Source organism: Kribbella sp. NPDC050470 (assembly GCF_044458365.1).
In the GTDB taxonomy this organism is placed as follows: Bacteria; Actinomycetota; Actinomycetes; order Propionibacteriales; family Kribbellaceae; genus Kribbella.
Genome location: NZ_JBITHV010000001.1, coordinates 230,906 through 257,890 on the forward strand (window position 1 = coordinate 230,906; position 26,985 = coordinate 257,890).

The window sequence follows — 26,985 nt, forward strand, 5'->3', positions numbered from 1 at the left end:
CAGCCTAGCCGATTAGTCCTGGGACTAATCGTCGACAGCTCTCCAGTCGGCCTTCAGAGTTGTCGTCATGAGTGCAACCGCCGCTGTCGACACGCCTGCTCCCGCGCTGCCGCGGGCGTTCTGGGCGCTCTGGGTCTGCCAGCTGGTCAACCGGCTGGGCAGCTTCGTCCAGCCGTTCCTCGTCCTCTACCTGACCCAGGACCGCCTCCTCTCGGCCGGTACGGCGGGCGCCGTGGCGGCCGCGGTCGGCGCCGGCTCGGTCGCGTCGCAGCTCGTCGGCGGCTGGCTGGCCGACCGCGTCGGCCGCCGGGTCACGATGTTGGCGTGCTTCTTCGGGACCGCCGCCGCGCTCATCCTGCTCGGGTCGGCCCGGTCGATGGTGATGATCTGGGCCGCCGCGTTCGTGGTCGGCCTGCTCGGTGACCTGTTCCGCCCGGCCGTCCAGGCGACGGTGGCCGACCTGCTCCAGCCGGGCGAGCGGGTCCGCGCGTACGGTCTGCTGTTCTGGGCGATCAACCTGGGCTTCTCCGTCTCGACCGTCAGCGCCGGCGTGCTGGCGTCGGTCGGCTACGGCCTGCTCTTCTGGCTGAACGCCGGTACGTCGGTGATCGCCGGCCTGGTGATCTGGACGATGGTCCCGGAGACCCGTCCGGCCCTGGACGAGGGCGTGTCGCGCCGCCCGCTGCTGCCGGTGGCGCTCCGGGACACCGTCTTCCTGCTGATGGTCCTGCTCCAGATCGGCTACGCGACCATCTACTTCCAGGGCTACTCGACGCTGCCGCTGGCGATGGCGGACGACGGCCTGCCGTCCTCGACGTACGGGTTGGTGATCGCGCTGAACGGCGTGGTGATCGTGCTGGTCCAGCCGTTCCTCGGCAAGCGGCTGGCGAAGTTCGACCGGCCGAAGCTGCTCGCGGCCTCGATGCTGGTCGTCGGTCTGGGCTTCGGCCTCGGCGCGGTCGTGCACAACTGGTGGGGCTATGGGCTGTCGGTCGTGGTGTGGACGATCGGCGAGATCGGGTTCGCCGCGGTGATCGGCGCGGTGTTCGCGGACCTCGCTCCGGTCGACCTGCGCGGCGGGTACATGGGCATGTCCGGGATGGCGTTCGGTGTCGGCGCGGTGGTCGGGCCGCTGGCCGGGGCCAACGCGCTGGATACCTTCGGCCCGACCGCCACCTGGCTCGGCTGTGCGTTGCTGGGGGTGCTGATCTTCATCGGGCAGTTCGCGCTGGCTCCGGCGCTGCACGCTCGAGCCGCCGCGAACGCGGCGACCGCATGACGTGAGCGGTCGCGACCGTCGCCGCGACGGCCGCGGTCGCGACCCAGAACGACCGATCGAGGGTCGCCGGGTGGTGCAGGAAGATCGTGCCCAGCCCGGCGACACCGAGCGTCCCGCCGAACTGCTGGACCGCGTTCAGCAGCCCTGCCGCCGATCCGGTCTCCTGTGGCTGCACTCGGTGCAGTGCCTCGGTGAAGAACGCGGTCGTGAACAGCCCGACCCCGGCGCCACACAGGGCGAGTGCCGGCAACAACCACAGGTGAGCGCTGAGTACGCCGACGAGCAGCACGCCGAGGCCGACGTACATGAGCCGCGAACCGAACCGCCCGATCAGCCACTGACCGGCTACCCACGCCGAAATCCCGGAGACGGCCGACCACGGCAGCAGCACCAGGCTGGATCGCATGACGCTCTCGTGCAGCGTCAGTTGCTGATGCAGTACGACGACCAGCGTCAGCCCACTCATCACCGCGAAGAACAGCGTCGACGTGATGAGCGCAGCGCCGAAACCACTGTTCCGGAACACGCTCAGTTCGACGAGTCGCGCCTTCGACCGTGACTGCTGGAGGACCGTGAGTCCTAGGACGGCGACGCCGACCGGCAGCAGGAGCCAGTCCCGCGACTGCAGGATCGGGTAGACGACCAGCGCCGTACCGATCGAGAGCAGGACGGTGCCGATCAGGTCGAGGCCGGGGCGCTGTGGTGCGCGCGACTCGGGGAGCAGGTGAGCCAGCGCCAGTACGGCGATGCCGAGCGGCACGTTGACGACGAACACGGCTCGCCATGAGCTGAGATCGGTGATGAAGCCGCCGAGCAACGGTCCGGAGATCCCGGCCAGACCCATCACCGGGCCGATAGTGCCGAGTGCTTTGGACAGTTCCGACTCGTCGAAGCTGCTCCGGATCAGCCCGATCGTCTGCGGGATCACCAGCGCGGCCGCGGCGCCCTGGACCGCTCGGGCGCCGATCAGTACGGCGGACTGGGTCGCCAGAGCGCACAGCGTGGAGGTGGCCACGAAGACGGCGATCCCGACCCGGAAGAGCCGGCGGCGGCCGAAGCGGTCGCCGAGCCGGCCGCCGGTGATCAGCAGCGCGGCGAAGGGGAGGGTGTACGCCGCGCTGAACCACTGGATGTCCGACGCACGACCGCCGAGGTCCGCGTGGATCACCGGTGCGGCGACCTGGACGATCGTGGCGTCCAGGAGATTCATGGCCTCTGCGACCAGGAGGGCGATCAGCCCGATCCAACGTGTCTTCATGACCGCACGATCGCCGGGGCGCGGCGTGATTCTCCATGCAGCGCGACCAGGTTGCGGATATCTTCCATCGACTGGCCGTCTGGGCGATGATCATCACATGCTGGACGAGATCGACCAGGGCCTGATCCATGCGCTGCAGCTGGACGGGCGGGCGCCGTACAGCCGGATCGGATCCGTGCTCGGGGTCTCCACGCAGACGGTGGCGCGGCGCTACAACCGGCTGCGGGCCGAGGCAGGCCTGCGGGTGGTCGGCCTGCCAGATCCGCAGCACGCGGGGCGCGCGCAGTGGCTCGTTCGGCTGACAGCGACGCCTCAGGCGGCGCAGGATCTGGCGGCGGCGCTCGCCCGGCGGCCGGACACGAGCTGGATCAAGCTGGCCTCGGGCGGGACCGAGATCATGGCGATCGTCCACACCACACCGAGCGACGGGAACATGCTCCTGCTGCACGACATCCCGCGGACGACGGGCATCACGTCGGTGTCGGCGCACTACCTCCTGCACGTCTACATCGGCGGCCCAGCCGCGTGGCGCGGCCGCGCCAAGAGCCTGACTCAGGACCAGGAGCTCGCCCTCCTGACGCCGGCGACGGTTCCCGACCCGGCCCGTTCCTCGGCGCGGTCCCTCGGCTTGGGCGACCACGAGCTGCTCGCCGCCCTCGGCCAGGACGGACGTGCGACGCTTGCCGATCTCGCCGTACGCACCGGCTGGACAGCCACGACTGTCGCCCGTCGGCTCGACGAGTTGCAGCACAGCGGTGCGCTCTTCTTCGACGTGGACGTCGACCCGGCGATGCTCGGCGTGACCACGAGCGCGATGCTGTGGCTCTCCGTAGCTCCAGCCCACATCGACGCGGTCGGACGCGCACTGAGCGAGCACGACGAGCTCGCCTTCGTCGCAGCCACCACCGGACGCACCAACCTGGTCGCGCACGCGTTGTGCGCCAGCCCCGATGCCCTGCACACCTACCTGACCGAGCGCCTCGGCGCACTGGAATCGGTCACCGCACTGGAGACCGTGCCGGTCCTGCGGACCGTGAAGGCGGCGGCGCCGTTCGCATAGGGTTGCGGGCATGACGGAGCGGACGATCGACGTGGTGGTGTTCGACATCGGTGGGGTGTTGCTGGACTGGAACCCGGACTATCTGTACGCCGACCTGATCCCGGACGAGCAGCAGCGGAGCTGGTTCTTGACCAAGGTGACGACCCGGGAGTGGAACCAGCAGCAGGACGCCGGCCGGCCGTGGGAGGAGGCGGTCGCCGAGCTGACCGCGCTGCACCCCGAGCACGCCGAGTGGATCGAGGCGTACGACACCGGCTGGCTGCAGATGGTCAAGGGCCTGTTCGAGGACACCGTCGAGCTCGTCACCGAGCTCCGGGAGCTGGGTATCCCGAACTACGCGCTGACCAACTTCTCCGCGGAGAAGTGGGAGATCGCCAAGGAGACGTTCCCGGTCCTGACCGGCTTCGACGGTGAGGTGGTGTCCGGCGTCGAGCAGACCGTGAAGCCGGACGAGAAGATCTACCGGATCCTGCTGGAGCGGTTCGGCCTGGACGCGGCGCGCACCTTCTACACCGACGACGTGCAGTACAACGTCGACGGCGCCCGCGCGGTCGGCCTCGACGCCGAGTTGTTCACCGGCGCCGCACAGCTTCGGGAGCAGTTGTCCGCGCGCGGGCTGCCGCTCAGGTAGCCGGCGCGGAGAAGGCTTCGGTGTACGACGGGGTCGTCGCGAGCTGGGCGGCCTCGACGTACACGACGTCGTCCTGGCAGGTCAGCGGAGTCAGCGCCGTGCCGGGCTCGCCGGTGTAGATGCGCTGCGGCTGGGCCAGGCCGGGTCGCCAGCGGTTGATCTGGTAGGCCTCGTTGCCGTCGGCGACGGTCCTGGTCTCCCAGAAGATCCAGTGGCCGCAGGCAATGATCGTGTCGGTGACGATCGCGCCGAGGGCCCGGGTGGGGGAGTCGGCGGACTCCCGGACGTACGCCTTGCTCTGGTACTGGTCCGGGTCGGAGGCGGCGACCTCGGACCAGACCGTCGCCCCGCCGAGTGAGGCGCCGCTCCACTGCAGGCAATTGGTTGCCGCCGGCACCGGGCGGGCTGCGCCGCCGGTCAGTGAGGCGACCAGGATGCGCTTGCAGCGGCGGCTGGTCTCCGGCGCGGCGATCTCGCTGTACGTGACGCTGTCGGCCGAGACCACTGGATCTGCGATGTAGCCGGGCGCCGCGACGCAGCCGACGGTGCGCGACGCCAGGGTCGCGAGGTCGGCGACGATCAGGCAGGACCGGTTCTTCGCGTCGGTGGAGCTGTAGGCGAAGGTCGCGTCGTTCGCGCCGATCTCCGGTTCGGAGACTCGGGGGAGGCGGCCGAGGCCGGCCGGGCGTCCGGTGGTCAGGTCGTAGCGGACGACCTTGATCTCGGGATTCGGGCCGTCCGAGCGGATGTCCTCGATCAGCGCCCAGCGGTCGTCGATCACGACCGGCGACTGGGCGACGAAACCGGCCGCCGGGACGTGCCGGACGACGACCTTCTTGCTGGCCCGGTCCGTCACGGTGGTGATGCCGGCCTCGTCGCTGCCGCGGGTGACGACGTACTTGCGTTGCTGGGTGACCAGGTGCAGCCCGTCGACCGGTTGCCGCAGCACCTTCGTCCACTTCGGCGGGCTGGTGTCCACCGACGGCGTCTTGCTGGGGCTGGTGGAGGTGCTCGGCGGGGTGCTCGACGGGCTGCTCGTGCTCTCCGGGTTGGACGAGCAGCCGGCGGCGAGCAGGACGACGGCGAGGGCCGCCAGGGGAGTACGGCGCATGGAGTCAGAGGCCGATGTTCTGGAAGGAGTTGGCCAGGGTCGCGTTGAACAGGGCGGTCGCCGGAATGTTCTTCGGGCCGTCGGTGACGTTGCCGCGGCTGGTGAACCGGCGCTCGTTGAACACCTCGAAGATCGCGATCGTGCCCTTCGCCTTGTCGTAGCCGCGGCCGACCTGGTAGTGGCCGCTGTGGTTGAACGCCAGGTACGGGAAGTAGCGCTTCAGCAGTTGGGTGTGCTCGATGATCGGCGCCGGCTGCCCGTCGCCGAGGTGGTTCTGGTGCACGGTGAAGAACTTCTGCGCGTTCCAGTGGCCGACGCTCTGCACGATGTAGGTGCCGGCCGCGAGATCCCAGTTCGTCTTCAGGTTGGTCTGCTTGACCATCGCGGTGATCGCGGTGCCGGACGACGTCGTACCGAGGTCCTTGGCCCAGGACGCCTGGGTGTCGCGCTGGTTGTCGTCGGCCCAGTCGATCGACTGGAACGTCGCCGGACCACACCAGAACCCCTTCTCCTGCGAGGTCTGGAACCCCTTCATGATGTACGACGACCCCGGCAACTTCACCGGCCTCGGACTCGGCACCAGCGTCGGCGTCCCCGTCGAAGGCGCCGTACGGGTCGGTGAAGGCGTCGGTGCCGGGGTTGGAGTCGTGGTCGGAGTCGTGGTCGGGGTCACCGCCTCCGTGCCGGTCCTCGTGTCCGCGTTCTCGTCGAGCAGCCGCAAGGCGCGAGCCTTGTCCCGGCCGTCCCAGGCGGCTTGCATCTCGTCGAGCTCGGTGCTCACCCGGACACTCTTCGTCATCGACGCCCGCTCGGCGACGAACGCCTGTGGGGTCAGATCACCCGTGGGGATGTCCTCCTCGACCCCGACCTCGCCGTCGGCGCGCACGCTCGGCGCCGCCATCAACTCCTGCACCTGAGCCCCGCTCGGCACCTGGTCGACGAAGCCCAGCCCGAGACAGTAGTTCTCCTCCTCGAGCTTGAAGCACCGCAGGATCGACGACGCCTGCGCCGAACTGTCGGCCGACCGCAGCTCCAGGTCGTCGGGCGACGTCTCGGTGACCTGCTTCACCACATCACTCCAGGAGCGCGCGGCGGCAGGCTCCGAGGCCGGCGTGGAGGGCTCCGGGGCGGGCGTGGAAGGCGCGGCGGCGGGCGCTGACGGTTCACGCGGTGCGTACGCGAAGGCTGTGAGGGGTGCCTGGGTCAGTAGTGCACCCAGGATGATCAGAGTTGCCCCCCGTGCTGCTGTGAGCATTGGGTCTCCCGTTGGGCGTGTGACGATTGTGACTGTAGGTACGCCTGAGACCACAGTACGTGCTTGTGGCAACAACGGGGAGAGGGACCTCCCGCCCGAACCACCCCGTGGCGCCAACTAGACTTGCCGGGTCCCGGTCCGTGGAACGCTGTGGAGAGTCTGTTGTCGGTCACACCCATCCGCCTGTTCGGCGACCCCGTCCTGACCACCAAGGCGGCGCCGGTGGTCGACTTCGACGCCGAGCTGCGGCGCCTGGTCCAGGACCTGACCGACACGATGGTGGCCGCGCCCGGCTCGGGTCTGGCGGCGCCCCAGATCGGCGTCGGCCTGCGCGTGTTCACCTGGAACATCGACGGTGAGCTCGGGCACCTGGTCAACCCGCAGCTGACGCTGTCCGACGACGAGCAGTTCGGCCCGGAGGGCTGCCTGTCCATCCCCGGCCTCACCTTCGACTGCCGCCGCGCCCTGTCGGTGATCGCCAAGGGCTTCAACATGTACGGCGACCCGGTGGTGATCGAGGGCTCCGACCTGCTGGCCCGGTGCATCCAGCACGAGACCGACCACCTGGACGGCGTGCTGTTCATCGACCGGCTCGACACCGACACCCGCAAGCAGGCGATGAAGGCGATCCGGGAGGCGGACTGGTCCGGCCTCGGCGGGACGCCGACCGTCAAGGTCTCGCCGCACGGACCGGACGGCTTCGGGGCGAACGGTCTCGGGACGAGCGCTTTCGGAGCGAACGGGTTCGGCCTGTGAGAGTCGTCTTCGCCGGAACCCCGGAACCCGCCGTCACCGCCCTCCAGGCGATCGTTGCCAGCCGCCACGAAGTGGTTGCCGTCGTCACCCGTCCGGACGCGCCGGCCGGCCGCGGCCGCAAACTGGTCGCCTCGCCGGTCGCCCAGCTCGCCGAGGAGCTCGGCATCGAGGTGCTGAAGCCGGTCAAGCCCAGCGACCCGGAGTTCCTGGCCCGGCTGACCGAGCTCGCGCCGGACTGCTGCCCGGTCGTCGCGTACGGCGGCCTGTTGCCGCAGGCGGCGCTGGACATCCCCGAGCACGGCTGGATCAACCTGCACTTCTCGGTGCTGCCGGCCTGGCGGGGCGCCGCGCCGGTGCAGCACTCGATCATCTCCGGCGACGACGTGACCGGGGCGAGCACGTTCCGGATCGTGAAGGCGCTCGATGCCGGTCCGGTGTACGGCGTGCTGACTGAGCCGATCGGGCCCGAGGACACGTCCGGCGACCTGCTCACCCGGCTGGCGGTGTCCGGAGCGAAGCTGCTGGTCGACACGCTGGACGGGGTCGAGGCGGGTGTGCTCGAGGCACGGGAGCAGCCGACCGACGGTGTCACGCTGGCGCCGAAGATCACGGTCGAGGACGCCGCGTTGGACCTGAGTGCGCCGGCGCAGCGGGTGGACCGGCTGGTGCGCGGCTGCAATCCGGCGCCGGGGGCGTGGACGACGTTCCGCGGCGAGCGGTTGAAGGTGCTCGCCGTACATCTCACCGATGAGGAGCTCAAGCCGGGCGAGCTGCAGGCGACCAAGTCGAGTGTGAAGGTCGGCACTGGGAGCAAGGCGGTCGAGCTGGTGACGGTTCAGCCGCAGGGCAAGAAGCCGATGGCCGCGGCCGACTGGGCCCGCGGCGTCCGCCTCACCGACGAGGACCGCTTGGGGTTTTCGGGTGGGTGATCGGTCGCCGCGTAATCGGGCGCCGCAGCGGCGTCCGGATCGGGTACGGCGGGTTGCGTACCAGGTGATCCGGCAGGTCACCGCCGAGGGCGGCTACGCGAACCTCGTCCTCAACAAGGCGCTCCGCGACCAACGCCTCGGCGGCCGGGACGCCGCGTTCTGCACCGAGCTCGTGCACGGCACGCTCCGCTGGCAAGGCACGTACGACGCCTTCCTCGCCCGCAGCGTGTCGCGCCCGCTCGCCGACCTCGACCCCGAGCTCCTCGACCTCCTCCGCCTGGGCACCCACCAACTCCTCCGCATGCGCGTCGACTCCTACGCCGCGGTCAGCGAGATGGTCACCCTCACCCGCGCAGAGATCGGCCAGAAACGCAGCGGCCTCGTCAACGCCGTCCTCCGCAAAATCAGCCAACGCACCCTCAACCAGTGGATCGCAGCCGTAGCCCCGCCCGCAGACGAGGACCCCTTCGGCCACCTCGCAATCGCCAAAGCCCACCCGCGGTGGGTGATCGAGGCGTTCGCCGAGGTGCTGGACCGTGATCTGGAAGCGCTTCTCGACGCCGACAACGAGCCGCCTCGGGTGACGTTGGTGGCTCGGCCGGGGGTTGCTGAGGTGGATGAGTTGGTTGAGGCGGGGGCGAGCCGGGGGCGGTGGTCGCCGTATGCGGCTGTGCTTCACGGTGGGGATCCGGGCCGGATCGAGGCTGTGGCTACCGGGCGAGCCGGTGTTCAGGATGAGGGGTCGCAGCTGGTGGCGACCGCGCTGGCGACGGCGGCGGTCGACGGCTCGGACGACAAGTGGCTCGACCTCTGTGCTGGGCCGGGTGGGAAGTCGGCTCTGCTGGCTGCGTTGGTCAACCAGCGGGATGGTCAGCTGACGGCGGTCGAGCCGCTCAAGCATCGGGCTGACCTGGTTCGGGCCAACCTCCGGGCGATCCCGGGCGATCACAAGGTCCTGGTCGGCGACGGCACCAAGCCGACCTGGCCGGCGGCATCCTACGACCGGGTGCTCGCCGACGTGCCCTGCAGCGGTCTCGGCGCGCTCCGGCGCCGCCCGGAGGCCCGCTGGCGCCGTACGCCGGAAGACGTCATCGCGCTCCGCCCCCTCCAGGAGGACCTCCTCGACTCCGCGATCACCTCGGTCCGACCGGGCGGCGTGGTGGCCTACGTCACCTGCTCCCCCCACCCCGACGAGACCCGCGCGGTCGTCGACGCCGTACTCGAGCGCCGCGCCGACGCCACCCTCGAGGACGCCCGGGACCTGTTCCCCGGCGTGCACGACCTCGGCGACGGGCCGGACGTACAGCTGTGGCCGCACCTGCACGGCACCGATGCGATGTATCTCGCACTGATTCGGCGGACCACCTGACGGACCCGATGTCAGGAGCAAGACGACGAACGGTCATGATAGAGGGGTGACAACGACCGCCACCCGCCCTGCCCGCTCGACCAAGCACCACCAGTTCGTCGGTCTGAGCGCGGCGTTCGGCATCGGGATGCTGGTCGCGGTCCAGTCCCGCCTCAACGGCGAGCTCGGGCACGTGCTCGCCGACGGCGTCGCGGCCGCGCTGGTCTCGTTCGGCTCCGGCCTGCTGATCCTATTGATCGGTACAGCAATCGTCCCGCCGATCCGCCGCGCCCTCGCCAACGTCTGGCGCCAGATCCGCACACCCATGCGCGGGTACGGCGGCCTGCGCTGGTGGCAATGCCTCGGCGGACTCGCAGGCGCCTACCTGGTCGCGACGCAGTCCATCACCGTCTCGGTCATCGGCGTCGCCGTCTTCACCGTCGCGGTCGTCGCCGGCCAAGCGGTCAGCAGCCTGGTCGTCGACCGCCTCGGCTTCGGCCCGGCCGGCCCGCAGCCCTACACCACCCTCCGCGTCGTCGGTGCGGTCCTCGCGCTCGGGGCCGTCGTACTCGCGGTGTCCTCCCAGCTGAGTCATCCCGACGGCCTGCTGCTCGCCGTACTACCCGCACTCGGCGGCGTCGGTACGGCGGTCCAGCAGGCGATCAACGGCCGAGTCGCCCGCACGGCCGCGCCGAACGCGTACGGCGCTCTCGCGGCCGGCGTGGTCAACTTCCTGGTCGGCTTCGTCGCACTGCTTGTCGTCTTCGTCGCCGACCTCGCTTTGCGCGGCGCGCCGCAGCATCTGCCGAGCGAGCCCTGGCTGTACCTCGGCGGCGCGTGCGGCGTGATCTTCATCAGCGCCGCCGCAGCCGTGGTGCGCGTGGTGGGCGTGTTCGTGCTCGGCCTGGGCACGATCGCGGGTCAGCTGATCGCCAGCCTGTTCATCGACCTGTTCGTCCCGGCCGCCGACAAGGCCGTCACGTTCCCGGTCGTCGCCGGGACCCTGCTCGCCCTCGTCGCCGTCATCGTCGCGGCGGTACCGAACCTACGCCGCTGACGCCTCCGCGGTGAGCGTCGGTCTCCGGCGCAGGTTGCGCAGCAAACCCTGCGACACCGCGACCCCGAGCAGCACGATCAGCGCGCCGACCGGCTGGTACCAGGTGATGTGCTCCTTCAGCACGATCACGCCGACCAGAATCGAGAACACCGGCATCAGGTAGGTCACCATCGACGAGCGGCTCGCGCCGATCAGTCGGATGTTGCGCAGGCTGAGCACGAACGCGAGCCCGCTACCGAGCGCGCCCAGCGCGACCACGCTGGCGACCACCTCGAGCGACAGTGACCACGGCACCGGCGGCGCCTCCCGGGTCACGATCGGCGCGACAATCGCGAGCTGGACCGCCGCGCAGATCAGCAGGCTGGCGGACAGCGCCGTACCGGACAGGGTGGTGCCGGCGATGAACCGCTTCTGGTACGGGACCGCGATCCCGTAGAAGACCGCCGCGAGCATGCACAGCGCCTGACCGGTCAGGTCCGCGCCACCCTGCACGTTCCACGCGCCCAGTACGACGAGCATTCCGCCGAACCCGATGATCAGCCCGAGCACCCGCTGCAGCGAGAACCTCTCGGTCCGGAAGACCAGTACGGCGATCGGCAGCACGACCAGCGGGGTGATGCCGTTCCAGATCCCCGCCAGGAGGGACGGAATCCGCTGCTCGCCGTACCCGAACAACGTCCACGGGATCGCCGACCCGATCGCACCGACGACGAACGAGTGCAGCCACAGCCGCGGCTCGCGCGGCAGCGACTCGCGCTTCACGGCCAGGATGGTCAGCAGCACCAGCGACCCGGCGACGACCCGCCCGAGCGCCAGGTACAGCGGATGCAGCTCGCGGACGCCGACGGAGATGAACAGGAAGCTGCAACCCCAGATGGCCGCCAGGGCCAGCATCGTCGGAAGCCAGGCCTGCAGGGGGACTCCGGACTCGGCCCGGTCAGTAGTCGAAACGGTGCTCACTCCTGACATCCTGCACTACCGGGGGGACAACTTGTACAGATTTGCCCGCCATCGGGCAGCCCCCGGCGGAAATGGACAACCGCTGGTCGTCGGGGTGGCGCGGGGGAGAGGATGACCGTCATGGGTGTCTTCGATGTCGTTGCTGTCCGGAAGCAGTTCCCCGCCCTCGACGAAGGGGCCGCGCACTTCGACGGTCCCGGCGGCTCGCAGACCCCGCAGGTGGTCGCAGACGCGGTCGCCACCACGATGACCTCCGCGGTCGCCAACCGCGGCACGCTGACCGCCGCCGAGCGCCGCGCCGACGAGATCGTCGTCGGTGCGCGGGAGGCGGTCGCCGACCTGCTCGGCACCGACCCACGCGGCATCGTGTTCGGCCGCAGCATGACTCAGCTGACCTACGACTTCTCCCGGACGCTCGCCAAGACCTGGCAGCCCGGTGACGAGGTCGTCGTCACGAAGCTCGACCACGACGCGAACGTCCGCCCCTGGGTCCAGGCCGCGGAGGCGGTCGGCGCGACGGTCCGCTGGCTCGGCTTCGACACCGTGACGTCCGAGCTCGACGACATCACGCCGCTGCTCAACGACCGCACGCGCTTGGTCGCGGTCACCGGCGCGTCCAACCTGCTCGGCACCCGCCCGGACACCGTCCGGATCGCCGACCTCGTCCATCAGGCCGGGGCGCTGCTGTACGTCGACGGCGTTCACCTGACCGCGCACGTGCCGGTCGACGCGTCGTACGCCGACTTCTACGTCTGCTCGCCGTACAAGTTCTTCGGGCCGCATCTCGGGGCGCTGACCGCGTCGACGGAGCTGCTCGAGACGCTGCATCCGGACAAGCTGGCGCCGTCGACGGACGTCGTACCGGAGCGCTTCGAGCTGGGCACGCTGCCGTACGAACTGCTCGCCGGGACCACCGCGGCCGTGGACTTCCTGGCCGGGCTCGGCGGTGCCGGCGCGACGCGGCGCGAGCGTCTGCAGAGCTCGCTGGCGCTCGTCGAGGAGTACGAAGACAACCTTCGGGACGAGCTGGAGGCCCGGCTGGCGGCGATCCCTGGCATCAAGCTCTACGGCCACGCGGCACGCCGTACGCCGACTCTGTTGTTCACTGTGGACGGCTGGACGCCCGCGGCCGTGGCCGAGCGGTTGGCGGCGGCGAAGGTGAACGCGCCGGCCGGTTCGTTTTACGCGTACGAGCCCGCTCGTCACCTCGGTCTGGGCGCCGCCGGAGCGGTCCGCGTCGGCCTCGCGCCGTACACGGACCACTCGGACGTGGACCGTCTCGTCGCCGCCCTGGAGAGGCTTGACGGTTCTTCTGACCACTAACTAAAGTCCGTGGGGAAATTCCGTCCGCGAGGGAGTCAGGTGAGCGAACCGAGTGCGGTCTTCGTCCAGGTCGGCCCCTCGGACACCCTGACCACAGCTGTCCGCAACGGCGCCACCTGGTCGGTCGCAGGCGTTGAGGTGACCTGGTCCGACGGCGCCGTCGAGGTCAGCGCGCAGACGATCTCGCGGATCGCGATCCGCTGGTCCGACGCGTTGCCCGCCGGGTCGCTGATCCTCGGCGACGCCTGGGAACGCTCGTACGGCGACCTGCAGTGGCGTCACCAGCAACCAGAGCGCCAGCTGCCGTGGTACTTCCTCAGCCACGACGCGACCACCGGCCGGACCACCGGCGCCGGCGTGGTCGTGCAGCCGAACGCGTTCTGCTCGTGGACCGTCGACGCCGCCGGCTTCACGCTCTGGCTCGACCTCCGCAACGGCAGCGGCCCGACCGACCTGAACGGCCGGACCCTCACTGCAGCCACCGTCCGTCGGTTCGAGGACGCCGGCACCCCCTGGCTGACCCTGCACGCAGCGGTCGCCGCCATGAGTTCCCGACTACCGGCGCGACCTGAGCCCGCGCCGGTGGTCGGGGCGAACAACTGGTACTACGCGTACGGCGAGAACTTCGACGAGAAGGCCGTCCTCCAGGACGCGGCCACTGTCGTCGAGCTCGCGGACGGTCACCCGGTCAAGCCCTTCAGCGTCATCGACGACGGCTGGTATCCGGGCGGCATCGGAACCGGTGGACCGTGGGACATGGGCACGCCCGGAGTGTTCGACGACATTGCCGGCACAGCAGCGGCCATCAAGGCGATCGGCGCCCGTCCCGGCGTGTGGTTTCGTCCGCTGCTCGCCCAATCGCGCGCATTGGATCCGTCCGACCCGGCGGTGCTCGACCTCGTCCGCACAGACCTGCAGCGGTTCAAGGACTGGGGTTTCGAGCTGGTGAAGCACGACTTCAGCACGTTCGACACCTTCGGCCGCTGGGGACCGACGATGGTCTCCGGGATGACCGACGCCCGACCGTTCCACGACACAACCCGGACGTCGGCCGAGATCGTGCTGGCGCTCTACCGCGAGATCCGGTCGGCCGCGGACGACGTCGTACTGATCGGGTGCAACACGATCGGCCACCTCGCGGCCGGGCTGGTCGACGTACAGCGGACCGGTGACGACACGTCGGGTCGCGACTGGGAACGGACGCGGAAGATGGGTGTGAACACGCTCGCGTTCCGGCTGCCGCAGCACAACCGGTTCTTCAGCGTCGACGCCGACTGTGTGCCGTGCACTCCGCAGACCCCGTGGGAGCTGAACCAGCGGTTCCTCGACCTGGTCGCCCGCTCGGGTACGGCGCTGTTCGTCTCGGTCGATCCGGCTGCGCGGACGGAGCAGTCGGACCGGGCGCTGAGCGAAGGTATACGGTTGGCGCTCAGTGGTGGTGACCCGTCCGGGATCGAGCCGGTGGACTGGCTGGTGAGCACGACGCCGGGCTCGTGGCGAAGCGGTGCGGAGACGATCCACTACGACTGGGTTCGTCCGTGGGGCGCGGATCCGGTTTCACCGTGACAGCTGGGGGTTTGGTGGCCGTACGCCGGGGGACCAATCTGGATCGGGTCGGCGGGTTCAACGACGCCGTGGTGCTGGACGCGATTCGCCGTACCGAGCAGCTGAGCCGGGTGGAGCTGGCCGAGGTGACCGGCCTGTCCGGGCAGGCGATCTCCAACATCATCCGCCGGTTGCTGGACGCCGGGCTGGTCCGTGAGGCGGGCCGGCAGAAGAGCGCGGGACTCGGCAAACCGCGGACGCTGCTCGAGCTCGAACCGTCCGGTCAGTACGCCGTCGGCGTGCACCTGGATCCGGCGGTCGTCACCGTCGTAGTGCTCGACCTGACCGGTGACGTGGTCGCGCGACGCAGCGTCGGTACGCCGTACGCCGACGATCCCGCCGTGCTGATCGACCGGATCGCGGCGACGATCGAGGACGTGATCGACTCCGCGGGTGCGCCGCGGGATCGGGTGGTCGGCGTCGGGATCGCGGCGCCTGGACCGATCGACGTCGAGCGTGGTGTGGTCGTCGAGCCGCCGAATCTGGCCGCGTGGCATCTCGTGCCGTTGCGGGACGAGCTGCGCGAGCGGACCGGGCTGCCGGTCCTGCTGGACAAGGATGTGACCGCCGCGGCGTCGGCGGAGAAGTGGGCCGGCGGCTCCGGCAGCTTCGTGTTCTTCTACCTCGGCACCGGGATCGGCGCCGGGCTGGTGATCCGCGACGAGGTGGTCCGCGGCTCGTCGAGTAACGTCGGCGAGATCGGCCACGTGATCGTCGACCCGGACGGCCCGCTCTGCTACTGCGGCCGGCGCGGCTGCGTCGGCGAGACCAGCCAGCCGCGGTACCTGGTGCAGCAGGCGGCCCAGGCCGGTGTACTTGCCCAAGGCATCGATCTTGACGACCGGCAGGCGGTCGACGCCGCGTTCGCCGAGCTCTGCGCGGTGGCCGCGGCAGGCCCCGGCGTGGGGCGTGAGATCGTTGCCGCACTCGCCGAGCGGGTCGCGAAAGTGGTCGAGGACATCGCGAACCTGCTCGACCTGGACCGGGTCGTCTTCGGCGGCCCGCACTGGGAACAACTCGCCCCGTTCTTCGGCGACGCCGTCCAGGAGGCCCTGAAGGAACGCTTCCTGGTCCGCTCGGTGCATCCCTTCGAGGTCGCCGGCACCGCCCTCGGCGCCGACGTCGGGGCCATCGGCGCCGCCAGTCTCGTCCTCGACCAGACCTTCTCCCCGAACCCCTCCGTGCTCCCCGGCGAGCTTGTTGCTGAAAGTTGACGTCCTCCCCGTCTTGGGTGGCGGGGATTCCAACCACTACGCGGAGGTAGCGAGTTGAGGTTCACGCTTCGGCGCGACCCGTACTGGCGTCTCTCGGCGTGCGCTCACGGCCCGTCCGGCCGCCATGTTGACTGCCGCGTTCACGTCCGCGTTCGCCTGATGCCCGCAGGCTACGCACCGGAACACCGATTGGCTCTCTCGGTTTCCCGGTGCGCAGTGCCGGCAGACGCTGCAGGTCTGCGACGTGTACGCAGGATTGACTCTCTCGACACGTCCCGGCGCCTTGTGCTCGAGGCGCTGAGCGAGCCGTCCCCAGCCGCTGGTGAGGATGCCCCGGTTGAGTCCGGCCTTGGCACGGCGATGGTTCGGCAGAAACCCACCGGGTCGTTCGGGGTCGGGTTTGGGCCTGGTTCGCCGGGTCATCTTGGCGATGCGCAGGTCCTCGAGGCGGATGAGGTCGAAGCGGCGGGCGAGGTCTGTGCTGGTCTTCTCGATCCAGTTCTTGCGCCGGTCGGCGGCACGAGTCAGGAGCTTGGCGATTGCCGCCTTTACCCGGCGGCGCCGGTTGGAGCCGCGACCCGCGCGGACCAGACGGCGTTGCAGGTGCTTCAGTCGTGCCTGCTCACGTTCGGTCAGTCCTGGGCACGACAGGAGTTCACCAGTGGACAGGGCGGCCGAGACGGTGACGCCACGGTCCACGCCGACGACCGCACCGGTTCCGGGGGCCGGGATGGGCGTCGGGATGACGGCGAACGCGAGGTGCCACCGGCCGGCTCGGTCTTGAGTGACCCGATAGGACTTGGCGTCGGGAGCGGCTCGGGACAGCCGGAACCGGACCCAGCCGACCTTGGGCACGTTGACCTTGGCCCATTTCCGGTTCAGCTTGATGACGCGGGAGGCTTGGCGGCCAACGATGCGGAACCCTTCGTGCCGCCCGGCTTTGCGCCAGGTCGGTCGCCGGTGGGTTCCAGTGAAGAAATTCTTGACGGCCTGGTCGAAGTCCCGCAGCGCTTGCTGTTGTACAGTCTGCGATCCGGTCCGAAGCCAGCCGAACGCGGCTCGTGCCTCGGTCAGTTGCCGACACTGGCCAGCGAAGCTCGGCGTCATGCCTTTGTCTCGAGTCCACATCGACCATTGCTCAAGCGCCAGGTTCCACACGTACCGGGCGTGGCTGCAATGCCGCAACAGCGCTGCTTGCTGCGCGACCGTCGGGTACATCCGGAACCGAGACATGCCACATACCCAATCAGCCGGGACCGACAGTCCCCGATCTCCGAAGGGAGGGAGTCGCGGTTCCTATCCGTCTTGCACGACGGGGATTACTCGCGACCAATCTGATGATCGATGCCGAGGTGCTGGAGCGCGCCACCGCCGAGGTTCGCCGGGCGACCGGGGACGGGGTGATCGCGGAGATGTTCCGGCGGTCGATGGCGGAGAACCTGGCGGCGGTGGCGGAGCGGCTGGCGGACGGGACGACGTTCGTGCTGACCGGTGACATCCCGGCGATGTGGTTGCGTGACTCGGCGGCCCAGCTCCGGCCGTACCTGCTGCTGTGCGCGGACGACCCGGGGCTGCAGGACGTGCTGATCGGTGTCCTGCACCGGCAACTCGAGTACGTCGTCCTGGACCCGTACGCGAACGCCTTCAACAAGGAGGCGAACGGGGCCGGGCACACGACCGACGAGACCGAGATGTCGCCGTGGGTCTGGGAGCGCAAGTACGAGATCGACTCGCTGTGCTTCCCGCTCGAGCTGGCCTACCGGCTCTGGCGGGCCACCGGCCGGGCCGACGTGATCGACCAGCGGTTCACCGCCGCGGCCAAGGCGATCATCGAGCTCTGGACGGTCGAGCAGGACCACGAGAACAGGTCGTCGTACCGGTTCCAGCGGCACGACGACCGGCCGTCCGACACGCTGGTCCGGGAGGGCCGCGGCCGGCTGACCCGGCCGACCGGGATGTCGTGGAGCGCGTTCCGGCCGAGTGACGACGCGACCGAGCTCGGGTTCAACGTGCCCGGCAACATGTTCGCGTCGGTGGTTCTCGGTTACCTGGAGGAGATCGCGACCGAGGTGCTCCGCGACGGGCCGCTGGCGGACCGGGCCAAGGCGCTGAAGGCGGACATCGACGACGGGATCGCGCAGCACGGCACGGTCGACCACCCCGAGCACGGCCGGGTCTACGCCTACGAGGTGGACGGGCTGGGCGAGTCGCTGCTGATGGACGACGCCAACATGCCGAGCCTGCTGTCGATCCCGCTGACCGGGTACGCCGCCGCCGACGACCCGACCTACCTCGCCACACGCAACCTCCTGCTCAGCCCGGAGAACCCGTACTACTACAGCGGCACACACGCGGCCGGCATCGGCAGCCCGCACACACCGCCGAACTACATCTGGCACATCGCCTTGGCCGTGCAGGGAATCTCCAGCACGTCGGCGGAGGAGCGCCAGCGGCTGCTGGAGCTCCTCCGGGACACGACCGGCGGCACCGGCCAGATGCACGAGGGGTTCGACGTCGACGACCCGTCGCAGTACACCCGCGAGTGGTTCTCCTGGGCGAACGCGATGTTCTGCGAGCTCGCGCTGGTGCACGCCGGGATCAGGTGACATCGCGGCGGCGGGTCGTCCAGGCGGCCAGTACGGCGAAGACCGTGCAGTAGGCCAGCAGGGTCACCAGGGCGCGTCCGCCGCCGACCGCATCGCGCACCCCAGGCGGTGCGTCGGCGGCCGCCATTCCCGTCACGCTGAACACGAGTGAGCCGGCGTTGCTGCCGGGCAGCGCGTTGGCGAGCCAGTCCAAGCTCGGAAGCAGGCTGCTCACGACGCCGGCCAGCAACGTCTCGATGCCGAGGATCCAGACCACGCCGAGCCCGATCGGCAGCGCAACGTTGCGGAAGGCAACGGCCAGGACGGCGCCGGCGAGGCACCACATCATCAGCACCAGCCAGCCACCGGCAAGTCCTTCGAGGATTGCCGTCGCAGCAGGCCAGTCCGTCGAGCCGTTCTCCGCGGCCGCGATCCCGATGCTGCACAGTGCGCAGCCGGCGAAGATGCCCAGCACCCAGATCGCGATCATGGTCGCGAGCGCGAGGAACTGCGAGACCAGTACGGCGCCGCGGCCCGGGCGCTGGGTGAGGATCGTCTTCAGCGTGCCCCAGGCGTACTCGCCGCCGACCACGATCGCGCCGAGCACCAGCGCGAGCGCGCCGGCGAAGATCGGGTAGCCGCCGATGGTGTTGTCCATGATCCGTTCCGGCAGCATCCCGCGCAGGATCTCGCTGCGCGGCACCCCGTCGGTCTGCGGATTCTCGTCTCCGGTCGCGTAGCCCAGGTAGGGCAGTAGGTAGCCGAAGATCAGGCTCAGTACGAGTCCGGCGCCGAACAGCACCCAGACCGCCGAACGCTTGCGGAGCTTCAGCAGTTCCGCGCGGTAGCTACCCAACATCGGCCTTCTCCTCCGTCGTGAGCTCGAAGAACACGTCCTCGAGAGCGCGTTCGGTGCTGCGCAGCTCGGACACCTCGATGCCGGCCTCCACGAGCACCCGGTTCACCTCGGCCGCGCGCTGCGGATCCACCTGCACCCGGAGCGTGTCGTCGTACTGGTGCACGGCGCCGAAGCCGGCCAGGACCGACTGCGCCTGGTCTCGTGGGCTGGCGCGGATGACGAGTTCCTGCTCGCCGCGCAGCTCCTCGACGTTGTGCTCGGCAACCATCCGGCCGGAGTTGATGATCCCGACCCGGTCGCAGATCTGCTGCACCTCGCCGAGCAGGTGGCTCGACAGCAGCACGGTCCGGCCGCCGGAGCCGAGCTCGCGGATCAGCCGGCGCATGTCCCGCATCCCGGCGGGGTCGAGCCCGTTGGTCGGCTCGTCCAGGATCACCAGCTCGGGATCCTTCAACAGCGCCGCGGCGACGCCGAGGCGTTGCTTCATCCCCAGGGAGTACGTCGAGAAGCGATCCCGGGCCCGGTCGGTCAGGTCGACGAGCTCCAGCACCTCGTCGATCTTCCGGCGTGGCACCGCGGCGTACTCGGCCAGCAGCCGCAGGTTGTCCAGTCCGGACAGGTACGGGTAGAACGCCGGCGACTCGATCATCGATCCGGTCCGTCCGAGGACGTCGGGCTGCCCCGGTGCACCGCCGAGCACCCGCACGTCACCACTCGTCGGCGCGATCAGCCCGGTGAGAATCCGTAACGTGGTCGTCTTCCCGGCGCCGTTCGGCCCGAGGAACCCGTAGACCTCGCCAGGAAGAACAGTCAGATCGACCCCATCGACAGCCAGGGTGTCGCCGTACCGTTTCGTCAGCCCACTGACCTCAACTAGTGCATCCATACCCTCGAGACTGCCGGTCCGAGGTGGTCCGCCGCGTCGGCTGACGGGAGTGACCGCAGCTACCCCCGGTGGAGTACTCAGCTGCTCGGATTGGTCTCCAGCCGACCTGTGCTCCCCGCGGCAAGCGCAGCCGCCACATGGTCCACACCACCGCGGATCACGTCGCCGTACGCATCATCACCCAACAGCCCCAGCCGGTCCCGAGCCGCACTCAAGTGCTCTCCAGCCCTGCTGGTGTCACCCAACCGGCGGTAGTCGTCCGCGAGGCTCAGATGCAGCGAAGGCAACCAGTGCTCGTCCTCCGCAAGCTCCAGCGCACGGAGGTCCCAGGCCAGTTCATCCGCCGTTTCGTCCTGCACATCGGCCAGGAAATGTGCGATCACGCAGCGGGACTGCGAATCGTCGGCCGCTTGCTCCCACAGCGCGCTGAGCTGCGTCCGGGTGGTCTCACGGTCGCCGGCCGCGACGGCTGCGGTGATCTGCTCCAGGAACTTCATGGGCTCAGGCTCGGGCTTCAGGTGGGTCGAAGGTCAAGCCTTGACGGTCAGCCGAGCCAGCCGGGGCGGACGAGGCCGGTTTGGTAGGCGACTACTACCAGTTGGGCGCGGTCGCGGACGCCGAGCTTGATCATGGCCCGGCTGACGTGGGTCTTGGCGGTGGCTGGGCTGAGGACCAGGCGTTCGGCGATCTCGTCGTTCGAGAGACCCTCGCCGACCAGCGCGACGATCTCCTTCTCGCGGTCGGTGAGGACGTCGAGCTCCTTGCTGGCGTGCGGCTGCCGGCTCCGGGTGGCGAACTCCGCGACCAGCCGCCGGGTGACCCCAGGGGACAGGAGCGCGTCACCACGCGCGACCACCCGCACAGCCTGGAGCAGCTCGACCGGCTCGGTGTCCTTCACCAGGAACCCACTGGCCCCGACCCGCAGCGCCTCGAACACGTACTCGTCCAGGTCGAACGTCGTCAGGATCACCACGTGGACGTCGGCCAGCGCCTCGTCGGCGCCGATCTGCCGGGTCGCCTCCAGGCCGTCGGTGCCGGGCATCCGGATGTCCATCAGCACGACGTCCGGCTTCTCCGCCCGCGCCACCGCGACCGCCTCGGCCCCGTCCGACACCTCGCCGATCACGGTGATGTCGTCCTCGGCGTTCAGCAGCGACCGGAACCCGGCCCGCACCAACGCCTGGTCATCCGCCAGCAACACCCGAATCATGCCGCCCAACCTAAGCCATTCTCAGGCCAAACCCGCATCGTGAGCGAGCAACGCGATCTGGGTCCGGTTCCCGAGCTCCAGCTTGGTGAGGATGTGGGAGATGTGCGCCTTCACCGTCGCCACGCTCATGTACAGCTCGGAGCTGATCTGCGCGTTCGACTTGCCCTGAGCGACCGCCAGCACCACGTCGTACTCGCGCGGTGACAGGCGCTCGAGCGCGTCCTGCGCGATCGTGTGCGCGTCCGCCTGGGTCGCGGCGCGGTCCATCAGCCGCCGGGTGATCCCCGGCGACAGGATCGGGTCCCCGGCGGCGACCCGCCGTACGGCGTCGACGATCTGAGCCGGCGGCGTGTCCTTCAGCAGGAACCCACTCGCCCCGGCACGCAGCGCGTGCAGCACGTTCTCATCGGTGTCGAAGGTGGTCAGTACGACGACCTCCGGCGGATTCGTGCGCGCCCGCACCCGCCGGGTCGCGACGATCCCGTCGACCCGCGGCATCCGCAGATCCATCAGCACGACGTCCGGAAAGTGGGCGTCCACCGCGGCCGGGACCTCGTCACCGTCCGCGGCCTGGGCGACGACCGCGATCCCGTGCGCCCCGTCGAGCATCATCTCCAGGCTCGCGCGGACCAGCGCATCGTCGTCCACCACCAAGACACGAATGCTCATAGCGGCCACGGTAGCGAGGCCTCGAGCCGGAAGCCGCCATCGGGGAGTCGGCTGTGGTCCAGCGTGCCGCCCGCGAGCTGGACGCGCTCGGTCAGCCCGACCAGGCCGGTGCCACTACCAGGCGTGAGTGCGACGCCGTTCGACCCGGGGTTGCTCAGCGCGATCTGCAACCCGTCACCCGGCTGACCGGTCACAGTGAGCGTCACCGGGTGCCCGGCCGCGTGCTTGCGGGCGTTCGTGAGTCCTTCCTGCACGATCCGGTAAGCAGTCCGTCCGGTTGCCGGGGGCAACGTCGTGGCGTCGGCGACGTGCTCGTCGTACGCGATCGTCGTACCCGCTTCCCGAGACTCCGCGACCAGTGCCGTGAGGTCCTGGAACGTCGGCTGCGGCCGCCCTTCGTACACCTCCTCGTCCCGCAGCACGTTGATCACCTCGCGCAACTCGTCGAGCGCCTGGTGCACCCCGGTCCGAATCACCCCGGCCGCCTTGGCCAGCTTCTCCGGTGACGAATCCGGCCGGTACTCGAGCGCACCGGCGTACGTCGCGAGCAGTGAGAGCCGATGCGCGAGTACGTCGTGCATCTCACGCGCCATCCTGGTCCGTTCGAGGGCCCGCGCCTCGGCGACCCGGCGACCCTGCTCGGCCTCGGCCTTGCGTGCCCGCTCCCGGAGCGACTGGAGCACCTGATGCCGGGCCTGGTTCCACTGTCCCCAGCCGAGCAGCGCGGCGTGGACGGCGACGTCGAGGACGGCGAACCAGCCGAAGGGGAGGTTGCCGATCGGCCGCCAGAGTCCTTGAATCAGGTGCCCCACGATGCCGGCGACGGCGACGAGGACGGCCGTGCGCAACGGACGGCGCTGCGCCACGGTCAACGTGCCGACGGTCGAAGGTGGCGTCGCCGCAGGGGAGAGGGCGGCCAGCGCGGCCAGCACGTACGCACCCCCGAGCGGGCGGCGTTTCAAGGCGAGGATCAGCCCGGTCGCGACGATCCCGACGACCAGGTCGAGCACGAGCCACTTGCGCTCGGCCGGGTCCGACATCCGCCCGACGATCGTCATCCCGACCAGGATCCCGATGACGCTCACCGCACTGACGTCTGCCCACACACTGCGCCGCGGCCGCGGACAGCTGTCCTCGATGGTTTCCTCCACGCCGCTGAGACTAGGCGGCGGCCGCGGCCGGCAACCACCGACCAAAGTCGATGCCTGGATCACTTCGGGTGGAGGTGGTCCAGCCTCGCGACCGATGCCGCCGGACGCGGCCCTCGACCACCTTGGTGCCCACAACAACCGCATCTGGGAGGTAACCACCATGTCGACCACCTCGACAATCGCCCCCGTCCGGGTCGAAGGCCGCAGCCGGCTGGCCGTCGTCGGCAGCACCGTCGTCGCCGCCCTCACCGTGTGGGCGCTGCTGGCGCCGGTCGCCGGGATCGAGCTCGAGGCTCAGCAGGGCTCTCGGATCCAGGTCGGCGCCGGCTCGGTCTTCTTCGCCTCGGCCGCGATGGCCTTCGCCGGCTGGGGTCTGCTGGCGATCCTGGAACGCCGTACGCTCAACGCCCGCAAGGTCTGGACCGTCGTTGCGGTGATCGCCTGCCTCACCTCGCTCGGCAGCCCGCTGTCCAGCGGCATCGGCGTCGGCGCGAAGCTCGGCCTCGCCTCACTGCACCTCGTCGTCGGCGCCACCGTCATCGCCGGCCTGCGCCGTACGGCTCTCTCCGCCGCCGAACGGTGCTAGGGCGGCGGCTTCGTAGAAGTTCTTGATGTGGGCCGTGACCAGGTCGGCGGCGGCGCCCTGCTCACCGGCCCGGATTGCCTTCAGGATCGCCCGGTGCTCGGCCCGCAGCCCGACCGCGGTCGCCTCCCAGTCCGGCAGATTGGGTACGGCGGCCAGCACGTACCCGTGGATCGCCGACCGCAACGAGGCCATCACGGCCGCGATCAGCACGTTCCCCGCCAGCCCTGACAACGCCACGTGGAACTCGGCGTCGAGCAGGTGAAACTCCTCCGGCGACAGGCCCTCGGTGTCCATCTGATCGAGCAAATCCTCGGCGAGCTTGAGCTCTCCGGCCGCGGCCTGCCGCCCAGCGGCCTCCCGGGCGGCCCACGACTCCAGCAGGATGCGGGTCTGGACCACGTCGGCCATCGGCAGGTGATTGGTTGCCAGGTGCAACCGCAGTACGGCGGTCAGCGGCGACACCGGCTCCGCCACGATCACCGCACCGGCCTCCGGCCCGGACCCGGTCGCCGTCCGGACCACCCCCATCGCCTCCAGCACCCGGACCGCCTCGCGCACCGACGGCCGGCTGATCCCCAGCTGCTCGGCCAGCACCCGCTCACCGGGCAGCCGCTCGCCGATCCGCAGCCGTCCCGCCGCCAGCTCGGCCTCGACCCGATGCAGCACCAACTCGTAGTTCTTCACCCGGCGTTCCCCATGTGGACGACTCTACCTGTGTGGTCGGACCACAGGCTATGCTGTGGTCCGACCACAGGATTCCCCCTCCGCCGGAGTAGTGATGACCGACCGACAGCTCCCCAAATGGTCCGAGCTCAAGCCGCTGCTGCGGCCGAAGCCGGTCACGGTGAACCCGACCGACCGCCGGCTGGAGAAGGCGCTCACGATCCACGACCTGCGGGCGATCGCCAAGCGCCGGACGCCGCGGTCGGTGTTCGACTACACCGACGGCGCGGCCGAGGCGGAGATCAGCCTGCAGCGCGCCCGACGGCTGTTCAGCGAGATGGAGCTGCAGCCGTCGATCCTGCGCGACGTGTCCGACCTCGACCTGGGCACGTCGATCCTCGGCGGCCGCTCGGAGCTGCCGTTCGCGTTCGCGCCGACCGGCTTCACCCGGATGATGAACCACGAGGGCGAGAGCGCGGTCGTCAAGGTCGCCGAGCAGATCGGCATCCCGTACGCGTTGTCCACGATGGGTACGACGTCGATCGAGGACGTCGCCGCAGCCGCTCCGGACGCGCGCAAATGGTTCCAGTTGTACGTGTGGAAGGACCGCGACGCCGGCGAGGACCTGCTGAAGCGGTCGGCCGCCGCCGGGTACGAGGCGCTGATGCTGACGGTCGATGTACCGGTGGCGGGCGCCCGGCTGCGCGACGTACGCAACGGCTTCACCATCCCGCCGTCGCTGACCGCGAAGACCGTGCTGGACGCTTCGCTGCACCCGGCCTGGTGGGCCAACCTGCTGACCACACGGCCGCTGACCTTCGCGTCACTGTCCACCTGGGACGGCACGGTCGCCGAGCTGCTGGACAAGCTGTTCGACCCGACGATGACCATCGACGACCTGAACTGGCTGCGTTCGATCTGGTCGGGTCCGCTGATCGTCAAGGGCATCCAGACCGTCGACGACGCCCGTCGGGTGGTCGACGCGGGCGCGGACGCGATCGTGCTGTCCAACCACGGGGGCCGCCAGCTCGACCGGGCGCCGACACCGTTGCGCATCCTCCCGGACGTCCGCAAGGCGGTCGGCAGCGACGCCGAGATCTACCTCGACACCGGCATCATGTCGGGCGCGGACATCGTCGCGTCGATCGCCTTGGGCGCGGACGCCTGCCTGGTCGGCCGCGCGTACCTGTACGGCCTGATGGCCGGCGGCCAGCGCGGCGTGGCCCGGGCCGCCGAGATCCTCACCAAGGAGGTCCGCCGCACGATGGCGCTGCTCGGCGTCTCCCGGGTCGCCGACCTCAACCCGTCGCACGTCCGCCTTCCAGCAACGGGAGTGTGAGCCGGAAGCGGGAGCCTTCGCCCACAGCGGTTCGCAGTACGACGTCGCCGTTGTGGACGACCTACAGCGGTAGGTGGGCGGTGATGCGCATGCCGCCGGTGGAGGTGCGGGCGGCGGTGAGGGTGCCGCCCAGGGCAGTGGCGCGTTCCCGCATTCCGATGATGCCGTTGCCCTCCTTGGGCGGGCCGACCAGGGACTGGCCATCGTCGTCGACCTGGAGTACGAGCGCTTCGTCGCCGTACTGGATGCGGACGGTCGCGGAGTTCGCCTTCGCGTGCCGCACGATGTTAGTGAGCGACTCCTGGATGATCCGGAACGCCGCGCGGTCCAGGCCGGTCGGCAACGGCTGTGGGTCGCCGTGGACGATGGTGTGGACCTCCAGGCCGGCGCGGGACGTGCGGCTGACCAGGTGATCGAGCCGCTCGAGCCCGGCAACCGGCTGCCTGGGCGCAGACTCGTCCGACTGCCGCAGGATGCCGACGATCGACCGCAGCTCCACCAGAGCTTCCTTGCTGGCGTCCTTGATCGCAGCGAGCGCGGGACCGGCCTGCTCGGGCTGCCGGTCGACCAGGTGCAGGGCCGTCGACGCCTGCACGTTGATCAGTGAGATGTGGTGCGCGACCACGTCGTGCAGCTCCTGCGCGATCCGCAGCCGCTCCTCACCGGCCTTCCGCAGCTCGGCCTCGCGGCGCGTGCGGTCTGCCGCGATCGCCCGGTCCCGCTGGGCCCGGGCCAGCTCGGCGACGATCCCGAGCACGACGAAACACGTGCCGACGAGGAGGACCTGGTAGATGCCGTCCTGGTTGATGCCGAGGATGAGCCGGCCGCCGACGTGGCCGACGTACAGGGCGGCGAGGCCGACCCAGCCGGCCAGGCGGTGACCGCGGCGGATCACCGAGAACACGGCAATCACGAACGCGAAGATCACCGGGCCCCACGGGTACTGCATCAGCATGTAGACCAGGGTCGAGACGACCGTTGCCCACAGCACCGGGATGGGACGGGGCCGGAGCCAGTACAGCGACACCGATCCGATCAGCAGCAGGACCGCCATGAACCAGTCGCCGGGCCGGCGGTCCGGCTGGCCGTTGGCCGCGCCGAACGAACCGACCACGGTGAACACGCTGAGCACGGCAGGCAGCGCGATCCGCCGTACCTGGGCTGCCCAGGTCGGCGCGGTCGTCGGCTCAGTCGTGGTCACACTACGAAACCGTAGAGGTCGGCCCGGTCGGTGTCATCGTCGCCACGGAG

26 protein-coding genes are annotated in these 26,985 nt (G+C 69.9%); 13 read left to right on the forward strand and 13 right to left on the reverse strand.

The features are described 5' to 3' along the window. Positions 1-67 precede the first annotated feature (67 nt). The gene (locus tag ACIBGM_RS01045) at positions 68-1,279 is read left to right on the forward strand and encodes an MDR family MFS transporter (RefSeq protein WP_396384065.1); all 1,212 of its coding nucleotides are present in this window, start codon (positions 68-70) and stop codon (positions 1,277-1,279) included. Here ACIBGM_RS01045 and ACIBGM_RS01050 read toward each other — a convergent pair. Next, positions 1,212-2,537: an MFS transporter gene (locus ACIBGM_RS01050; protein WP_360530491.1), complete on the reverse strand. Its 1,326-nt coding sequence runs from the start codon at positions 2,535-2,537 to the stop codon at positions 1,212-1,214. The genes ACIBGM_RS01045 and ACIBGM_RS01050 overlap by 68 nt on opposite strands. Positions 2,538-2,634: 97 nt before the next feature. On the opposite strand from ACIBGM_RS01050, the gene ACIBGM_RS01055 reads away from it, so the two are divergent. Together ACIBGM_RS01055 and ACIBGM_RS01060 are read left to right on the forward strand one after the other, a co-directional pair. Beyond that, positions 2,635-3,597, forward strand: coding sequence for an Lrp/AsnC family transcriptional regulator (locus ACIBGM_RS01055; protein ID WP_396384066.1), 963 nt, complete (start codon positions 2,635-2,637; stop codon positions 3,595-3,597). A gap of 10 nt (positions 3,598-3,607) precedes the next feature. Next, positions 3,608-4,228 carry an HAD family phosphatase gene (locus tag ACIBGM_RS01060; protein ID WP_360530497.1) on the forward strand — a complete coding sequence of 207 codons (621 nt, stop codon included), beginning with the start codon at positions 3,608-3,610 and terminating at the stop codon, positions 4,226-4,228. Here ACIBGM_RS01060 and ACIBGM_RS01065 read toward each other — a convergent pair. After that, complete coding sequence (locus tag ACIBGM_RS01065) at positions 4,221-5,339, reverse strand: hypothetical protein (protein WP_360530500.1); 1,119 nt, start codon at positions 5,337-5,339, stop codon at positions 4,221-4,223. The genes ACIBGM_RS01060 and ACIBGM_RS01065 overlap by 8 nt on opposite strands. Positions 5,340-5,343: 4 nt before the next feature. Next, positions 5,344-6,408 carry a C39 family peptidase gene (locus ACIBGM_RS01070; RefSeq protein ID WP_396384067.1) on the reverse strand — a complete coding sequence of 355 codons (1,065 nt, stop codon included), beginning with the start codon at positions 6,406-6,408 and terminating at the stop codon, positions 5,344-5,346. A gap of 348 nt (positions 6,409-6,756) precedes the next feature. Here ACIBGM_RS01070 and def point away from each other — a divergent pair, with 348 nt between their 5' ends. From def to ACIBGM_RS01090, 4 genes are read left to right on the forward strand one after another with little or no spacing between them, the layout of a single operon-like run. Continuing rightward, the gene (gene def / locus ACIBGM_RS01075) at positions 6,757-7,350 is read left to right on the forward strand and encodes a peptide deformylase (protein ID WP_396384068.1); all 594 of its coding nucleotides are present in this window, start codon (positions 6,757-6,759) and stop codon (positions 7,348-7,350) included. After that, entirely contained in the window at positions 7,347-8,279 is a 933-nt protein-coding gene (gene fmt, locus ACIBGM_RS01080) for a methionyl-tRNA formyltransferase (protein ID WP_396384069.1), read from the forward strand. Before def ends, fmt begins: the two co-directional genes overlap by 4 nt. Next, complete coding sequence (locus tag ACIBGM_RS01085; protein WP_360530512.1) at positions 8,272-9,648, forward strand: transcription antitermination factor NusB; 1,377 nt, start codon at positions 8,272-8,274, stop codon at positions 9,646-9,648. The genes fmt and ACIBGM_RS01085 overlap by 8 nt, the downstream gene beginning before the upstream one ends. 46 nt (positions 9,649-9,694) lie before the next feature. After that, positions 9,695-10,684, forward strand: coding sequence for a DMT family transporter (locus tag ACIBGM_RS01090; protein ID WP_396384070.1), 990 nt, complete (start codon positions 9,695-9,697; stop codon positions 10,682-10,684). Here ACIBGM_RS01090 and ACIBGM_RS01095 read toward each other — a convergent pair. After that, on the reverse strand, positions 10,673-11,653 hold the full coding sequence (locus ACIBGM_RS01095; protein WP_396384071.1) for a DMT family transporter: 981 nt from the start codon (positions 11,651-11,653) through the stop codon (positions 10,673-10,675). The genes ACIBGM_RS01090 and ACIBGM_RS01095 overlap by 12 nt on opposite strands. Positions 11,654-11,764: 111 nt before the next feature. Between ACIBGM_RS01095 and ACIBGM_RS01100 the strand changes: the two genes are divergently transcribed. From ACIBGM_RS01100 to ACIBGM_RS01110, 3 genes are read left to right on the forward strand one after another with little or no spacing between them, the layout of a single operon-like run. Next, positions 11,765-12,967 carry a cysteine desulfurase-like protein gene (locus ACIBGM_RS01100; protein WP_396384072.1) on the forward strand — a complete coding sequence of 401 codons (1,203 nt, stop codon included), beginning with the start codon at positions 11,765-11,767 and terminating at the stop codon, positions 12,965-12,967. A 39-nt stretch (positions 12,968-13,006) separates the two neighbouring features. After that, positions 13,007-14,533 (forward strand): hypothetical protein, encoded by a 1,527-nt coding sequence (locus ACIBGM_RS01105; protein WP_360530524.1) that lies wholly within the window; start codon positions 13,007-13,009, stop codon positions 14,531-14,533. After that, positions 14,530-15,786, forward strand: coding sequence for an ROK family protein (locus ACIBGM_RS01110; protein ID WP_396384073.1), 1,257 nt, complete (start codon positions 14,530-14,532; stop codon positions 15,784-15,786). Before ACIBGM_RS01105 ends, ACIBGM_RS01110 begins: the two co-directional genes overlap by 4 nt. Positions 15,787-15,822: 36 nt before the next feature. Here ACIBGM_RS01110 and ACIBGM_RS01115 read toward each other — a convergent pair whose 3' ends face one another. Then, a complete protein-coding gene (locus ACIBGM_RS01115) occupies positions 15,823-17,019 on the reverse strand; it encodes a transposase (RefSeq protein ID WP_360530530.1) in 1,197 nt (398 codons plus the stop codon). A gap of 104 nt (positions 17,020-17,123) precedes the next feature. Here ACIBGM_RS01115 and ACIBGM_RS01120 point away from each other — a divergent pair, with 104 nt between their 5' ends. Beyond that, on the forward strand, positions 17,124-18,392 hold the full coding sequence (locus tag ACIBGM_RS01120) for a glycoside hydrolase family 125 protein (RefSeq protein WP_396384074.1): 1,269 nt from the start codon (positions 17,124-17,126) through the stop codon (positions 18,390-18,392). On the opposite strand, the gene ACIBGM_RS01125 is transcribed toward ACIBGM_RS01120, so the two are convergent. The 6 genes from ACIBGM_RS01125 to ACIBGM_RS01150 form a co-directional block, all read right to left on the reverse strand. After that, complete coding sequence (locus tag ACIBGM_RS01125; protein ID WP_396384075.1) at positions 18,385-19,230, reverse strand: ABC transporter permease subunit; 846 nt, start codon at positions 19,228-19,230, stop codon at positions 18,385-18,387. The two genes, ACIBGM_RS01120 and ACIBGM_RS01125, sit on opposite strands and share 8 nt — an antisense overlap. Then, positions 19,220-20,116, reverse strand: coding sequence for an ABC transporter ATP-binding protein (locus ACIBGM_RS01130; RefSeq protein WP_396384076.1), 897 nt, complete (start codon positions 20,114-20,116; stop codon positions 19,220-19,222). Before ACIBGM_RS01130 ends, ACIBGM_RS01125 begins: the two co-directional genes overlap by 11 nt. A 77-nt stretch (positions 20,117-20,193) precedes the next feature. Further along, on the reverse strand, positions 20,194-20,613 hold the full coding sequence (locus ACIBGM_RS01135) for a hypothetical protein (RefSeq protein WP_360530542.1): 420 nt from the start codon (positions 20,611-20,613) through the stop codon (positions 20,194-20,196). Between the two features lie 47 nt (positions 20,614-20,660). Beyond that, positions 20,661-21,326, reverse strand: a complete 666-nt coding sequence (locus tag ACIBGM_RS01140) for a response regulator transcription factor (protein WP_360530545.1) — start codon at positions 21,324-21,326, stop codon at positions 20,661-20,663. A gap of 21 nt (positions 21,327-21,347) precedes the next feature. Continuing rightward, positions 21,348-21,995, reverse strand: a complete 648-nt coding sequence (locus ACIBGM_RS01145; protein WP_360530548.1) for a response regulator transcription factor — start codon at positions 21,993-21,995, stop codon at positions 21,348-21,350. Then, positions 21,992-23,146: a histidine kinase gene (locus ACIBGM_RS01150; RefSeq protein ID WP_360530554.1), complete on the reverse strand. Its 1,155-nt coding sequence runs from the start codon at positions 23,144-23,146 to the stop codon at positions 21,992-21,994. Before ACIBGM_RS01150 ends, ACIBGM_RS01145 begins: the two co-directional genes overlap by 4 nt. A 94-nt stretch (positions 23,147-23,240) precedes the next feature. Between ACIBGM_RS01150 and ACIBGM_RS01155 the strand changes: the two genes are divergently transcribed. Further along, complete coding sequence (locus ACIBGM_RS01155; RefSeq protein ID WP_360530557.1) at positions 23,241-23,732, forward strand: DUF6069 family protein; 492 nt, start codon at positions 23,241-23,243, stop codon at positions 23,730-23,732. On the opposite strand, the gene ACIBGM_RS01160 is transcribed toward ACIBGM_RS01155, so the two are convergent. Beyond that, positions 23,655-24,416 carry an FCD domain-containing protein gene (locus ACIBGM_RS01160; protein ID WP_360530560.1) on the reverse strand — a complete coding sequence of 254 codons (762 nt, stop codon included), beginning with the start codon at positions 24,414-24,416 and terminating at the stop codon, positions 23,655-23,657. The genes ACIBGM_RS01155 and ACIBGM_RS01160 overlap by 78 nt on opposite strands. Before the next feature lie 94 nt (positions 24,417-24,510). On the opposite strand from ACIBGM_RS01160, the gene ACIBGM_RS01165 reads away from it, so the two are divergent. Further along, positions 24,511-25,734: an alpha-hydroxy acid oxidase gene (locus tag ACIBGM_RS01165; protein ID WP_360515143.1), complete on the forward strand. Its 1,224-nt coding sequence runs from the start codon at positions 24,511-24,513 to the stop codon at positions 25,732-25,734. A gap of 61 nt (positions 25,735-25,795) precedes the next feature. Here ACIBGM_RS01165 and ACIBGM_RS01170 read toward each other — a convergent pair whose 3' ends face one another. Continuing rightward, a complete protein-coding gene (locus tag ACIBGM_RS01170; protein ID WP_360515146.1) occupies positions 25,796-26,935 on the reverse strand; it encodes a sensor histidine kinase in 1,140 nt (379 codons plus the stop codon). Positions 26,936-26,985: the final 50 nt, after the last annotated feature.